Below are 14292 nucleotides of genomic sequence, written 5' to 3'. Positions count from 1 at the left end.
CGTTTCCGGGGGTGGGGGCGCGCCCTGCAAAACTTTCCCCCCACTAACCCCGGGGGGGGGGGCGCCCCCCCGGGGGGGGCCCCCCCCGCCCGCGGGGGCCCCCCACCCTTCGTCCGTCGTACGACCGCTCAGTGGCCGGCGGCCGACTGCGACGCGGAGTCGGACGGCGTCGCCTTCTCGCCCGCCTTGTCGTCGGCCTGGTGGGAGGCGTCCGCGGCCGGGGCGGAGGCCTTGTCGTCGGCGGAGGCGCTGCCGCCCGGCTGGGCCGACTCGGTGGCCGAGGCGGCCGGGGAGGAGGCGGCGGCCGGGGCCGACGGGATCTCGCTCGGGCCCCACTTGGTGAAGTAGCTGGTCGCCGGGACCACGAAGGCCCGCAGGCTGACGGCGCCGGTCTGGCTGAAGGTGAAGGTGACCTTCTGGGCGTTGCCGTTGCGGACGACCTCGCCACCGCTCGCGAGCATGGCGGAGGCGTTGTCCTTGCCGCCGATGACCAGGGAGCCATGGGCCGGGACGGTCAGGCTCCGGCCCTTGGCGGGCTTCAGCTCGACGCTGTCGTTCGCACCCGGGACGGTGATCGACTGGAGGGTCTGGGCCTTCGTGCCGGAGTTGAACAGCGTCGCCGAGATCGCGAGGGGACCCGTGGCCTTGGCGTCGGGCTGCGTGATCACCAGCGCGTTCTGGACCTTGATGGTGCCGACGCTGGTCGCGGCGTTGTCGGGCCTGATCTCCAGAGTCTGGGCGTCGTTGCCGGCGCCGCAGGCGGCGAGCGTGGCCAGCGGGAAGGCGATGGCGGCGGCGGCGAGGGCGCCGCGTCGAAGGCTGCTGCTCACGGCGGCGGCAACTCCTTGAACGCACGGACGGCCTTCTTTGTAAAGCCGCCCTAAGTATCAGTCAGCGGGCTTAGGCTACCGAGCCGTTCCAGGACGGCCGCACCCGACCCTCCCCACGGGCCCCGGCGTGCCTCCGGGTGGCCGAGCGGAAGATCCCCCGGCAGCACCGTCCGCCCGTGCCGCGGCGCCGGCGACACGCCCCGTGCGACGCCTGGTGAGACACTCCGTGACACGCCGCGTGACACCTCCCGCGACACACCGCGCGAATTTCCGGTGAAGGAATGCGGTGCCCAAGATTTCGCCCGGCTGATTGACCCACGTGATTGACCGGGATTGAGCCGGTTGATTGAGCCACTTGATTGACGGTTCACTATTGACGCGCCGTATTGTCCGGACGGCATTGAGTGTGCGCGGTGTCCTTCGGATCATCGGAGTGCATCATCCGTCTCTTCATCCGCTTCATCATCATCGGCAACATCCGCCACTGATCCACCGCCCGTCCGGCCCCCTGTGATCAATTCCGGATTCGTCTCGTACCCGCCCCTCGCCATCGAACGGAGCACCGGAAGTCGTACGCTTGAGGGTGGGCAAACCGGGACATTCGTCCACTCGGAGTGGGTCTGAGGACCCTGTGACGTACGTGTTTCACGTCGCCCGCAGAGCCGCTCCGACCTGCGAATTCCCGGTTCCGCAGGTGGCCCGCAGCACGTTCCGGTCGCTGTTGTCAAGCCCCGAGATATGCCCTGACCTGCGAAAACGCCATTCAGAAGACGCCGTATCCGTGTTACCCTGGATAGCCACGGAAGGGGTACCTGTCACATGACGTTCAAGGTTGGCGACACCGTGGTCTATCCCCATCACGGGGCCGCGCTGATCGAGGCCATCGAAACTCGCCAGATCAAAGGCGTGGACAAGACCTACTTGGTGCTGAAGGTCGCCCAGGGTGACCTGACGGTACGTGTGCCAGCGGACAATGCGGAGTTCGTCGGCGTGCGTGATGTGGTCGGTCAGGACGGGCTGGACCGGGTCTTCGAGGTGCTGCGCGCGCCGTATGCCGAGGAGCCCACGAACTGGTCGCGTCGTTACAAGGCAAATCTGGAGAAGCTCGCCTCCGGCGATGTCATCAAGGTCGCGGAAGTCGTGCGTGACCTGTGGCGTCGCGAGCGCGAGCGCGGACTCTCCGCCGGTGAGAAGCGCATGCTCGCCAAGGCCCGCCAGATCCTGGTGAGCGAGCTGGCTCTCGCGGAGAACACGAACGAGGACAAGGCCGAGGCGCTGCTCGACGAGGTACTCGCCTCCTGACGTCCGGCAGGCAGCCCCCTGTCTGCTTCCGACGCGCGCACTCCTGAGCCGCCGCTCATGAGTGGGCGCGCCAGGCACAGCCACGATGCCGCGGTGCCCGACGACACTGAACCTGTCGCGGGTGCTGCGGCGTTTTCGTACCCCGCCGCCGCCACACCGTGCGCAGGACCTGCCGTATGCCTCGGAGAACCCCCGATACTGGTGTGCCGGGTCCGGGCGATGGCTCGACCAGGGTCACGGAAGGGTCCGGTCAAGGCGTCCCGCCCGGCACTCCTCCAGGCCATACCCACCCAGGACGAGCACACAAACCTGACAGGAACCGATGTCTGACGAATCGCGTCCCGCACCCGCCGAGGCCCCGTCCGGGAGCCGTGTCGCCGCCGTGATCCCCGCCGCCGGCAGGGGCGTACGCCTCGGTCCGGGCGCCCCCAAGGCGCTGCGCGCGCTGAACGGCACGCCGATGCTGATCCACGCCATCCGCGCCCTGGCCGCCTCCCGGTCCGTCTCCCTGGTCGTCGTCGTGGCCCCGCCGGACGGCGCCGCCGAGGTGAAGTCCCTGCTCGACGCGCACGCGCTGCCCGAGCGCACCGACTTCCTGGTCGTCCCCGGCGGGGAGAGCCGCCAGGAGTCCGTCCGGCTCGGCCTCGACGCGCTGCCTCCGGAGTACGACGTCGTCCTCGTGCACGACGCGGCCCGCCCGCTGGTCCCGGTCGACACCGTGGACGCGGTCGTGGAGGCGGTGCGCGGCGGTGCTCCGGCCGTGGTCCCGGCCCTGCCGCTCGCGGACACCGTCAAGGAGGTGGAGCCCGCGGCCGTCCCCGGCGAGCCCGAGCCGGTGCTCGGCACGCCCGAGCGGGCCCGGCTGCGCGCCGTGCAGACCCCGCAGGGCTTCGACCGGGCGACCCTGGTGCGCGCCCATGAAAGCGTCACCGAGGACGTCACCGACGACGCGAGCATGGTCGAGCGGCTCGGCGCGCGGGTCGTGACCGTCCCCGGCCACGAAGAGGCCTTCAAGGTCACCTGTCCCCTCGACCTCGTCCTCGCGGAGGCGGTCCTGAACCGCAGGAGGCTCAACGATGGCTTCTGAGATCCCCCCGCTCGTCCCCGCCCTGCCCCAGGTCGGCATCGGCACCGACATCCACGCCTTCGAGGAGGGCCGCGAGCTGTGGTGCGCGGGCCTGAAGTGGGAGAACGCGGGTCCGGGCCTGGCCGGCCACTCCGACGCGGACGTCGTCGCGCACGCCGCCTGCAACGCGCTGTTCTCCGCCGCCGGTCTCGGTGACCTCGGGCAGCACTTCGGCACCGGGCGGCCCGAGTGGGCCGGCGCCTCCGGGGTCGCGCTGCTCACCGAGGCGGCCCGGATCGTGCGCGAGGCCGGGTTCGCCGTGGGGAACGTCGCCGTCCAGGTCGTGGGCCCCCGCCCGAAGATCGGCAAGCGCCGGGACGAGGCGCAGCAGATCCTGTCCGCCGCCGTCGGCGCCCCCGTCATGGTGTCCGGCGCGACCACGGACGGGCTCGGCTTCCCCGGCCGCGAGGAAGGCCTGATGGCGGTCGCGACCGCGCTCGTCGTACGGGTGGCCTGACCGCCGCCGTCGTGCGGGTGGGCCGAGAGCGTGCGAGGGTACCCGCAGAGTCATCGCCGACCCCGGAGGTACCCATGTCCGCCGCCCTGTCCGACCGGCTCAAGGCCCTGCTGGACGGTCCCGTCTTCATCGTCGTCGGCACCGTCCAGCCCGACGGCAGCCCCCAGCTGTCGCCGGTATGGGTGAAGCGGGACGGCGACGACGTGCTCTTCTCCACCACCGTGGACCGGCGCAAGAAGAGGAACCTGGACCGCGACCCGCACGTCTCCGTCGTCGTCATGGACCCGCAGCGTCCGTACGAGTACGCCGAGATCCGCGGCACCGCCGACATGACCACGGACGGCGGCCAGGAACTGATCGACGAGCTGTCGGAGAAGTACACCGGGAAGAAGTACGCGGACTTCAACCCGGCCTCCGCCCAGGACGCCGAGCGGGTGGTCGTCCGGATCACCCCGCGCAAGGTGGTCGGCAGCCTCTGACGGGGGAGGGCGGCACGGTACGGCGCCTTCACCGCCGTCCTGTGCATGGCACGGTGACGCGCCCACTACCCTGGGGGGGTGACTATTCGCCTGTACGACACCAGCGCCCGGCAGATCCGCGACTTCACCCCGGTCAAGCCGGGCTGTGTCTCGATCTACCTGTGTGGCGCCACGGTGCAGGCGGCCCCCCACATCGGGCACATCCGCTCGGGCCTGAACTTCGACATCATGCGCCGCTGGTTCGCGTACCGCGGCTACGACGTGACGTTCATCCGCAACGTCACCGACATCGACGACAAGATCATCGCGAAGGCGCACGAGCAGAAGCGCCCGTGGTGGTCGATCGGGTACGAGAACGAGCGCGCCTTCAACGACGCGTACACCGCCCTCGGCTGCCTCCCGCCCAGCTACGAGCCCCGCGCCACCGGCCACATCACCGAGATGACCGAGATGATGCAGGGCCTCATCGAGCGCGGCCACGCCTACGCGGCGGACGGCAACGTCTACTTCGACGTGCGCTCCTTCCCGGACTACCTGGAGCTGTCCCGCCAGGAGCTGGACAACCTGCTCCAGCCGGCGGGCGACGGCGAGACCGGCAAGCGCGACCCGCGCGACTTCGCGCTGTGGAAGGCGGCCAAGCCGGGCGAGCCGAGCTGGCCGACCCCGTGGGGCCCCGGGCGTCCCGGCTGGCACCTGGAGTGCTCGGCCATGGCGCACAAGTACCTGGGCGAGGCCTTCGACATCCACGGCGGCGGCCTCGACCTGATCTTCCCGCACCACGAGAACGAGATCGCCCAGGCCAAGGCCTACGGCGACGAGTTCGCGCAGTACTGGGTGCACAACGCCTGGGTCACCATGGCGGGCGAGAAGATGGCCAAGTCGCTCGGCAACAGCGTGCTGGTCTCCGAGATGGTCAAGCAGTGGCGCCCGATCGTGCTGCGCTACTACCTCGGCACCCCGCACTACCGCTCGATGATCGAGTACAGCGAGGAGTCGCTGCGCGACGCCGAGACCGCGTTCGCGCGCATCGAGGGCTTCGTCCAGCGCGTCCTGGAGAAGGCCGGGGGCACGGTCGAACCGGCCGCCGAGGTGCCGCCCGCCTTCGCCGAGGCCATGGACGACGACCTGGGCGTCCCGCAGGCGCTCGCCGTCGTGCACACCACGGTCCGCCAGGGCAACAGCGCGCTGGCCGCCGACGACAAGGAGGGCGCCGTCGCGCGCCTCGCCGAGGTCCGCGCCATGCTCGGCGTGCTCGGCCTCGACCCGCTGGACCCCCAGTGGGCCGGGGAGGGCGGCGAGCGCGGCGAGGACCTCCACGGTGTGGTGGACAGCCTGGTCAGGCTCGTCCTCGACCAGCGCGAGTCGGCCCGCGCCCGCAAGGACTGGGCCACCGCCGACGCCATCCGCGACCAGCTCGGCCAGTCCGGGCTCGTCGTGGAGGACAGCCCGCAGGGGCCGCGCTGGAGCCTCGGCGCCCGCTGAGGCCTGCTTGATCGACTGTGCCGCCCGGCTCTCCGGGCGGCACACTGCATACATACGTACGAAAGCTCACGGAGACGGGTAACTCATGGCGAACAACCGCCGCATGTCCGGCAAGAAGGGTGCGCAGGTCGGCAGCGGCGGCAACAGGCGCCGCGGCCTTGAGGGCAAGGGCCCCACGCCCCCCGCCGAGATGCGCAAGGGCCACGTCAAGCAGCGCGCCGCCGCCGCCAAGGCCCGCCGCGCCCAGGGCGCCCGCCCGCAGCTGCGCCGAGGTGGCGGCAAGTCCACCTCCGAGCTGGTGGTCGGCCGCAACCCGGTGTACGAGGCGCTGCGCGAGGGCGTGCCCGCCAGCACGCTCTACATCCAGCAGTTCATCGACAACGACGAGCGGGTCCGCGAGGCCATCCAGCTCGCCACCGAGCGCGGCAACATCAACCTGATGGAGGCCCCGCGTCCCGAGCTGGACCGCATGACGAACGGCCTGAACCACCAGGGCCTCGTCCTCCAGGTCCCGCCGTACGAGTACGCGCACCCCGAGGACCTCACCGCGGCCGCGTACGACAACAACGAGGACCCGCTGATCGTCGCGCTCGACGGCGTCACCGACCCGCGCAACCTCGGCGCCGTCGTCCGCTCGGTCTCCGCCTTCGGCGGGCACGGCGTGGTCGTGCCCGAGCGCCGCTCGGCCGGGATGACCGCCGGTGCCTGGAAGACCTCCGCCGGTGCGGCCGCCCGTACGCCCGTGGCCCGCGCCACCAACCTGACGCGCGTCCTGGAGCAGTACAAGAAGGAGGGCCTCACGGTCGTCGGCCTGGCCGCCGACGGCGAGGCCTCGCTGGGCGACGTGGAGGCGCTCGGCGGTCCGGTCGTCATCGTGGTCGGCAGCGAGGGCAAGGGCCTGTCGCGGCTGGTCGGCGAGACCTGCGACGTCCGGGTGCGCATCCCGATGCCGGGTGGCACGGAGTCCCTGAACGCCGGTGTCGCGGCCGGCATCGTGCTGTACGAGGCGTCCCGCCGCCGCGCCTGAACGCATGTTCGGCACTTCACTCTGATGCGGTAATTCCGGGGTCCCCCCGGAGTTCAGGGCGACCTTGACGCGGCCCGGACACACCGGGCCGCGTCGGGGCAGTGTCCTAACTCCACATCACTCGGTTAGATGAGTGTGGACACCAGAACACCCCGCACACCCACGGGGGACCGCTCGTCGGGCTTCGACGACGTTCCCGCGCTGAGCATGGTGAAGGTGCCGAGCGATCCGGCGCAGGTCATCGTCAACCACGCCAGCTTCCGCGTGCAGCTGGGCGCGGCGGCCAGGCGTAACCAGTCCCCCCGGATCGCCCGGCAGCCGGGCACCGCTCAGACCTCCCACCTGTCGTCCGGGTCCGTGGGTACGGCGGGCCGGGCCGGAGCGGGGCGCCGCCGTCCCGTCGTCTGGACCGGCCACTCCGCGCCCGACGACACCGGCGCCCACCGGCTGCTCCAGGCCGTCCGGGGCAGCAGCGTCCGCCACCCCGACGAGCCGGCCGGGGCCACCCGGGTCATCCCGCGCGTCGGCACCGCCCCCGGCGGCTACGACGACGGCTACGACCGCCTCGACGCCACCGTCGAGACCCCCGTCCTCGGCCACCAGCGCACCGCCCCCGACGACGGCCCGCTGCTCCCCCCGCTGCGCGGCGGAGGCAGCGCCTACGAGGAACCGGCGTACGACAGCGGCGAGTTCGAGGCGTACGACGAGCCCGAGGCCGCTCCCGGCCCGCGCGCCTCCCGGCGCCACGGCGACGACGCCGCCCGGCACGCCTACTACCCCGGGCGCCGGCTGAACCTCGGCGTCGTCCTGCTCCCGCTGCGCGTCTTCCTCGGCTTCATCTCCATCTACGCGGGCATGGGCAAGCTCTGCGACCCCGTCTACTTCGACGGCGGCGAGCGCGGCTCCATGGTCAAGTGGCTCAACACCCTGCACCCGTGGGACGTGGCCGAGCCGCTGCGCCAGTTCGCGCTGCACCACCCGGTCGGCTCCGGCCTGGTGATCGCCTTCCTCCAGGTCATCGTCGGCGTGCTGACGATCCTCGGCTGCTGGCAGCGGGTCGCGGCCGTGGTGGGCGCGCTGCTCTCTGCCGCGCTGATCGTCACGGTGAGCTGGAAGACCGTCCCCGCCTACGACGCGCCGGACATCATCTACCTCGCCGCCTGGTCCCCGCTGATCATCGCGGGCGCCCCCGTCTACTCGGTGGACGGGCGCCTCGCCGCCGGTGCCTGGCGCACCCTCGGGCCGCGCGCCGACATCTGGGACCTGCGCCGCTACGTGCTGCGCCGGGGCGCGCTCATCACGGCCGTCACCATCGGTGTCACGCTGCTCATCGGCTCGGTGCTCGGCGGCGCGGTGCGCGCCTCCAGCCGGGTGGTCGTCCCGGGCCCCGACGAGGCCCCGCGCAACAACCTGCCCGGCTCCTCCCTCCCGCAGGAGCCCCACCGGAAGCACTCCGCCACCCCGTCCGCGACCGGCGCGCCCACGGGCGGCGCCACGGCCGGGGCGAGCCCGTCGGCCGTGGCCCCGTCCGCCGGCCGCACCGCCGGTGCCACCACCGCCGCGCCCAGCCAGACGCAGGGCACCACCGGCCAGGCCCCGCCCAGCCGGACCGCGCCCTCGACGAGCGGCGGCGGCGCGCCGAGCACGTCGGCGGGTCCGACGAGCACGGGCGGCGGCACCGCGACCGGGGGCACCGACACGGCACCCTCGGGCGCCGATCCGGCCACGGGCGGCACCTCCACCGGGGAACCGGGGCTGGTGGGCGGCCTGTTCGGCGACTGAGGGGCTGTCAGGGCGTACGACAGGGCCCGTACCGCTTCGGTGGTACGGGCCCTGCTGTGTGCCTGTGTGCCTGTGTGCCTGTGTGCCTGTGTGCCTGCGTGCGGTGTGCGGTGTGCGGTGTGCGGTGGTGCGGGGCTCAGGTGCCGCGCTGGCCGTCCAGCTCCCTGGCGGCCTCGGTGAGGTCCTTGGCGGTGTCGATGGCCCGCCAGTAGGCGCCCTGCGGGATCGGGAAGCCGGCGAGCCTGCGCTCGCGGGCCAGCCGGGGGAAGGTGGTCCGTTCGTGGTCGCCGCGCTCGGGCAGCAGCTCGCGGAACTCGGGGGAGAAGACGTAGACGCCCGCGTTGATCTCGACGGTGGAGGGCGGCGCCTCGATGAAGTCGGTGATGTGCCCGAACCCGTCGGTCTTCACCGCACCCCAGGGCAGCCGGGGCCGGGCGAGCGCGAGGGTGGCGACCGCGTCCCGCTCGGTGTGGAAGTCGGCCATGTCCCGCAGCGAGAAGCGGGTCCAGATGTCGCCGTTGGTGGCGTACCAGGGCCGGTCGGGGTGCGGGAGGTGCCCGGCGGCGTACTTCAGACCGCCGCCGCGGCCCAGCGGCTCCGTCTCGACGACCGTGCTGACGGACACCGGCAGATCGGCCGTGGCCAGCCACTTCTCCAGGACCTCGGCGAGGTGGCCGCAGGAGACGACCACGTCGGTGACGCCCTCCTCGGCCAGCCAGGTCAGCTGGTGGCCGATGATCGGGGTGCCCGTGCCGGGGATCTCGACCATCGGCTTGGGCCGGTCGTCGGTGTAGGGGCGCAGCCGTGAGCCCTGGCCACCGGCCAGAACAACGGCTTGAGTGGGGCGCGACGCGGCGCTCGGGTGGGTCATGCCCCGAACTGTACGTGGCGCCCCGGCGGGTGACGGGGTGAGCCGCGGGCGGTGTGCGGCGGGTCGGCCTCGGACGGCCCGCGGCGGGGCCCCGGTTCAGCCGCGTGCGGTCAGGACCCCGGAGGCGAAGGAGGTGTCGCAGACGGGGCGGGCGTACGACTGGGCGCGGGAGGCGCCGTAGATGCGCACGGCGGCCTTGCCGAGGGCGCGGGCGATGTCGGAGCAGTGCGCGGCGAGCCCGGGACGGCCGTTGACCGCCTGCTGGAGGTGGGTGAGGACCACGCCGGGGTTCCTGTGCTGGAGTTCGCCCATCAGGCGGTCGCGCAGCGCGTCCTCGGGGGCGGCCCGGTGCGGGCCCCGGTGGGTGGCGGGTGCCTTGCCGGACACCTCCGCCGCGGAGACGTCCGACGCGGTGAGCACCGAGCTGGAGGGGCTTCCCGTCCAGTTGACCCGGGTGACCGCGAGGGTTCCGGAGAGCACCAGGACGACGGGCAGGACGAGGGCGAGCGTGCGGCCGGCCCGGCGGGCGGGTCCGCCCCGGTGGCCGCCGCGCGTCTGAGAGGTGGTGGAGTGCTTCACGCGAGTGAGGGTAGCGCCCGGTAATGATATGGCGACATTTAGTCACCCTTACGGGGGATGAAGTGGTGGCTCTTTCTGGGTAGGGGGTTGACGCGGGAGCCCGGAATGGTCGCTGTGCCGGGGTTTTTCGGGCGGGGCGAAGGGCGGGGGAAACGGGGGAGGGGGTCCCGGAGGACCCCCTCTTGTCGTGCCGCCCTGCTCTGTGACCGCGGGTCAGTCGGAGAGGCGCTCGCCGGTGGAGCTGGAGAAGACGTGGATCTCGCCCGGGCGCGGGACGACGTGGAGCGTGGAGCCCTTCTCCGGCACCTGGCGGCCGTTCACGCGGACGACCAGGTCCCTGACCTCGCCGCCGACCTCGACGGCGCCGTAGACGTAACCGTCGGCGCCCAGCTCCTCGACCACGTTCACCGAGACGGCGAGACCGGCCGGGGCGTCGGCGGAGTCCTTGGAGAGGGACTTGGCCGCCTCGCCGCCGCCCAGCTCGACCACGTCGAAGTGCTCGGGGCGGACGCCGACCGTGACGGTGGTGTCGCCCTTGTCGGCGGCGGCCGAGAGGGCCTCGCGGCTGACCGGCACCACGCTGTTGCCGAACTTCACGCCGCCGTCCGTGATCGGGACCTCGACCAGGTTCATGGCGGGGGAGCCGATGAAGCCGGCGACGAAGAGGTTGGCGGGGCGGTCGTACATGTTGCGCGGGGTGTCCACCTGCTGGAGCAGGCCGTCCTTGAGCACGGCCACCCGGTCGCCCATGGTCATGGCCTCGACCTGGTCGTGGGTGACGTAGACCGTGGTGATGCCCAGGCGGCGCTGCAGGGACGCGATCTGCGTACGGGTGGAGACGCGGAGCTTGGCGTCCAGGTTGGACAGCGGCTCGTCCATGAGGAAGACCTGCGGCTCGCGGACGATCGCACGGCCCATGGCGACACGCTGGCGCTGACCGCCGGAGAGCGCCTTCGGCTTGCGGTCCAGGTACTCGGTGAGGTCGAGGATCTTGGCGGCCTCCTCGACCTTGGCGCGGATCTCCGCCTTGTTGACACCGGCGATCTTGAGCGCGAAGCCCATGTTGTCGGCCACCGTCATGTGCGGGTACAGCGCGTAGTTCTGGAACACCATCGCGATGTCCCGGTCCTTGGGCGGCAGGTGCGTGACGTCGCGGTCGCCGATGCGGATGGCGCCGCCGTTGACGTCCTCGAGTCCCGCGAGCATCCGCAGCGAGGTGGACTTGCCGCAGCCGGACGGGCCGACCAGGACGAGGAACTCCCCGTCCTCGATCGCGATCTCGAGCGCGTCGACGGCGGGCTTGGTGGAACCCGGGTAGATCCGGGTCGCCTTGTCGAACGTGACAGTGGCCATGCTGGATGGGCCCCCTTCTACCGGCAGGAACGTGCCGGACGATCCGTTGTAGGAAGGTGGTAGACGTAGTCCACCTGGGTGAACTGCCTCGGACCGTACCTGCCGCCCCGGCGTTCTGTCAGTACCTCCGGCCTCCGGATCTTCCGGAGAATTCCCTCGGGCCCCGCCCCACCGCGTGGGTACACTTCACGGGAACAGCCCCGCCTCCTTAGCTCAGCTGGCCAGAGCAACGCACTTGTAATGCGTAGGTCGTCGGTTCGAATCCGACAGGGGGCTCTGGCGAGGCCCAGGACAGACATTGTCTGACCTGGGCCTTGTGCTTTCCTGCCGGCTCCTGCTTTATCGGTTGTCGAGGAGGGTGGCGGCGTCCTCGGCGGCGGCAGTGAGGGCCTGGTCGAGGTGTTCGGTGCGGCGGCCCCCTGCGCTGGCGGTGGCACCGGTGCCACCGCCGCCTCCGCCGACCGTCTTCGCGGCGCGGGTGATGATCTGGGCTGCCTGGACGCCGTGGCCGAGCAGGTCGGGGGAGACAGCCGCGACGAGCAGGGCCTTGCCGGAGTGTTCCAGGGCGAGTACGGCGACGGCCGGGCCGCTGGGCATGTGGGTCACGGTGTCGGAGGCGAGCTGGCGCAGTTCCTCGGGGGTGACGCCGGTGACCTTGTGGGCGAGGAGATGCCCGCGGCCGACCAGGCGGGCGGTGACGGCGAGCTGGGCGGCCTGGGAGCGGAGTTCGGCGGCCCGTAGCCGGGTCAGCTGGGCTTGTGCGTCGGCGAGGGCGCCCAGACGCCCCCGCAGGGCGTCGGGGGCGTCCTGCGGGCGAGTGCCGAGCAGCGCGGTGAGCTCGTTCAGCAGTCGCCGCTCGGTGTCGAGGTGAGTCAGGGAGGCATGGCCGGTGAGGGCTTCGACGCGGCGGAGGCTGGCACCGATGGAGGACTCGGAGAGCAGGCGGAAAGCGCCGATCTGGGAGCCGTGGGCGACGTGGGTGCCGCCGCACAACTCGCGGGAGAAGTCCCCGATGTCGACGATGCGGACGGTGTCTCCGTACTTCTCCCCGAACAGGGCGATGGCGCCTGCGGCCTCGGCTTCGGCACGGTCGGCGTACCAGGCACGTACGGCGGGGTCGTCCAGGACGTGGCCGTTGACGGCCGCCTCGATCCGGTGGAGCTGGCCGGGGGTGAGGGCGGTGAAGTGGGCGAAGTCGAAGCGGAGCCGGTCGGGTTCGACCAGGGAGCCCTGCTGGCGGGCGTGGTCGCCAAGGGTGTCCATGACGACGGCGTGCAGGATGTGGGTGGCCGAGTGCGAGCGCATCAGACCGGCACGGCGCTCGGCGTCCACAGCGGCCTCGCCGCTGTCGCCGATACGAAGTTCGCCTTCGAGGACGCGGGCGGTGTGGACGCGGAAGCCCTCCAGGCCGTAGCGGGTGTCGGTGATCCGCAGCCGGGTGCCGTCGGTGAGGGTGAGCGTGCCGGTGTCGCCGATCTGTCCGCCGGCCTCGGCGTAGAACGGGGAGCGGTCGAGGACCAGCTCGACCTCGGTGCCCTCGCTCGCGGTGGTGACGACGGCGCCGCCGGAGATGAGCCCGTTGACGGTGGCCTCGGCGCGTAGGTGCTCGTAGCCGAGGAAGTCGGTCCGGGGCAGGCGGGACGCCAGTTCACGGTAGGTGTCCATCGTGCGCAGGGCTTCGGAGGTCCTGGCCTTGCCCTCGGCCTTGGCGCGCCGCTTCTGCTCGTCCAGCAGGGCGGCGAACCGCTCTTCGTCGACAGTGAGCCCGGCGTTGTGGGCGGCCTCGACGGTCAGCTCCAGCGGGAAGCCGTAGGTGTCGGCCAGCTCGAAGGCGGTCTCGCCCGGCAGAGCTGCCGAGCCGCTGTGCTGCGTGCGGCTGATCGCGGCGTCCAGCAGCCGGGTGCCCTGGGCCAAGGCGCGGGTGAAGGATTCCTCCTCGGCCGTGACGACCTGCTCGATGAGCGCGGCCCGGGCCTCCAGTTCCGGCCAGACATCGCTGAGGTTTCCGATGACGCTGGCTGTCGTGGCGGGCAGGACGGGGCCGTTGATGCCGAGCAGCCGGGCATGGCGGATCGCGCGGCGCATCAGGCGGCGCAGGACGTAGCCGCGGCCGTCCTTGGCGGGCAGGACGCCGTCGGCGATGAGGAAGGCGACGGAACGGGCGTGTTCGGTGACGACCTGGAAGGAGACCTTCTCCTCGCCCTGGGTGGGGCAGGCGCGTCCGGCGAGGTTCTGGACGGTGTGGAAGGTGGGCAACAGAAGGTCGGTGGTGCACACGTTCTCGGCGTCCTGGAGGATCGCGGCGAGCCGGTCCAGACCGAGGCCGGTGTCGACGCCCTTGCGGGCGAGTTCACCGAGGATGGGGAAGTCGCCCTTCTTGTCGCCCTCGCCGCGCTGGTACTGCATGAAGACCAGGTTCCAGATCTCGACGTAGCGCTCACCGTCGATAGCGGGGCCGCCCTCCTTGCCGAAGGCGGGGCCACGGTCGTAGTTGACCTCGGAGCAGGGCCCGCAGGGTCCGGGGACGCCCATGGACCAGTAGTTGTCCTCCATGCCGAGACGCTGGATGCGGGAGGCGGGCACGCCGATACGACGCCAGATGTGCTCGGACTCGTCGTCGTCCTCGAAGACGGTGATCCAGAGTTTGTCCTTCTCCAGCCCGTAGCCCTGGGTGAGCAGTTCCCAGGCGTAGGCGATGGCGTCTTCCTTGAAGTAGTCGCCGAAGGAGAAGTTGCCCATCATCTCGAAGAAAGTGGCGTGCCGGTTGGTGCGGCCGACGTTCTCGATGTCGGAGGTACGGGCGCACTTCTGGATGCTGGTGGCGCGCGGGAACTGCGGGGTCGTCTCGCCCAGGAAGTAGGGCTTGAACTGGTTCATCCCGGCGTTGGCGAGCAGCAGGGTCGGGTCGTCGGGAACGAGGGGGCTGGAGGGCACCGCGTGGTGGCCTCGGGAGGTGAAGTAGTCGGTGAACGTGTCGCGGATCTGCGGCGAGCGCATGGCGAAA

The 14292-nt window shown here is 71.6% G+C and carries 12 protein-coding genes and 1 tRNA gene; 8 read left to right on the top strand and 5 right to left on the bottom strand.

Annotated elements, in window-relative coordinates; all coding sequences use genetic code 11:
• Positions 1-128 precede the first annotated feature (128 nt).
• Positions 129-830, bottom strand: a complete 702-nt coding sequence (locus AB0898_RS10505) for a DUF461 domain-containing protein (protein ID WP_366802465.1) — start codon at positions 828-830, stop codon at positions 129-131.
• 819 nt (positions 831-1649) lie between these two features.
• Between AB0898_RS10505 and AB0898_RS10500 the strand changes: the two genes are divergently transcribed.
• From AB0898_RS10500 to AB0898_RS10470, 7 genes are all read left to right on the top strand, one after another.
• Complete coding sequence (locus tag AB0898_RS10500; protein ID WP_003953493.1) at positions 1650-2132, top strand: CarD family transcriptional regulator; 483 nt, start codon at positions 1650-1652, stop codon at positions 2130-2132.
• Positions 2133-2454: 322 nt separating this feature from the next.
• Complete coding sequence (gene ispD, locus AB0898_RS10495; protein WP_366802464.1) at positions 2455-3219, top strand: 2-C-methyl-D-erythritol 4-phosphate cytidylyltransferase; 765 nt, start codon at positions 2455-2457, stop codon at positions 3217-3219.
• Entirely contained in the window at positions 3209-3715 is a 507-nt protein-coding gene (gene ispF, locus AB0898_RS10490) for a 2-C-methyl-D-erythritol 2,4-cyclodiphosphate synthase (RefSeq protein WP_366802463.1), read from the top strand. The genes ispD and ispF overlap by 11 nt, the downstream gene beginning before the upstream one ends.
• Positions 3716-3789: 74 nt before the next feature.
• Positions 3790-4194, top strand: coding sequence for a PPOX class F420-dependent oxidoreductase (locus tag AB0898_RS10485; RefSeq protein ID WP_366802462.1), 405 nt, complete (start codon positions 3790-3792; stop codon positions 4192-4194).
• 78 nt (positions 4195-4272) lie between these two features.
• Positions 4273-5676, top strand: a complete 1404-nt coding sequence (cysS, locus tag AB0898_RS10480) for a cysteine--tRNA ligase (RefSeq protein WP_366802461.1) — start codon at positions 4273-4275, stop codon at positions 5674-5676.
• 85 nt (positions 5677-5761) lie between these two features.
• Positions 5762-6703, top strand: a complete 942-nt coding sequence (gene rlmB, locus AB0898_RS10475; RefSeq protein WP_366802460.1) for a 23S rRNA (guanosine(2251)-2'-O)-methyltransferase RlmB — start codon at positions 5762-5764, stop codon at positions 6701-6703.
• Positions 6704-6832: 129 nt separating this feature from the next.
• The gene (locus AB0898_RS10470; protein WP_366802459.1) at positions 6833-8485 is read left to right on the top strand and encodes a DoxX family membrane protein; all 1653 of its coding nucleotides are present in this window, start codon (positions 6833-6835) and stop codon (positions 8483-8485) included.
• 136 nt (positions 8486-8621) lie between these two features.
• Here AB0898_RS10470 and AB0898_RS10465 read toward each other — a convergent pair whose 3' ends face one another.
• From AB0898_RS10465 to AB0898_RS10455, 3 genes are all read right to left on the bottom strand, one after another.
• On the bottom strand, positions 8622-9356 hold the full coding sequence (locus tag AB0898_RS10465) for a nucleotidyltransferase family protein (RefSeq protein ID WP_366802458.1): 735 nt from the start codon (positions 9354-9356) through the stop codon (positions 8622-8624).
• Positions 9357-9452: 96 nt separating this feature from the next.
• The gene (locus AB0898_RS10460) at positions 9453-9935 is read right to left on the bottom strand and encodes a hypothetical protein (RefSeq protein ID WP_366802457.1); all 483 of its coding nucleotides are present in this window, start codon (positions 9933-9935) and stop codon (positions 9453-9455) included.
• A gap of 213 nt (positions 9936-10148) precedes the next feature.
• Positions 10149-11288, bottom strand: a complete 1140-nt coding sequence (locus tag AB0898_RS10455; RefSeq protein ID WP_366802456.1) for a sn-glycerol-3-phosphate ABC transporter ATP-binding protein UgpC — start codon at positions 11286-11288, stop codon at positions 10149-10151.
• Between the two features lie 202 nt (positions 11289-11490).
• On the opposite strand from AB0898_RS10455, the gene AB0898_RS10450 reads away from it, so the two are divergent.
• A tRNA-Thr gene (locus AB0898_RS10450) sits at positions 11491-11564 on the top strand.
• 63 nt (positions 11565-11627) lie between these two features.
• Here AB0898_RS10450 and alaS read toward each other — a convergent pair.
• Positions 11628-14285, bottom strand: coding sequence for an alanine--tRNA ligase (gene alaS, locus AB0898_RS10445; protein ID WP_366802455.1), 2658 nt, complete (start codon positions 14283-14285; stop codon positions 11628-11630).
• Positions 14286-14292 lie beyond the last annotated feature (7 nt).

It is taken from the genome of Streptomyces sp. NPDC005435 (genome assembly GCF_040703155.1).
Classification (GTDB): Bacteria; Actinomycetota; Actinomycetes; order Streptomycetales; family Streptomycetaceae; genus Streptomyces.
The sequence above is the reverse complement of the archived record's forward strand: the minus strand, read 5'-3'. Positions and strand labels throughout refer to the sequence as shown.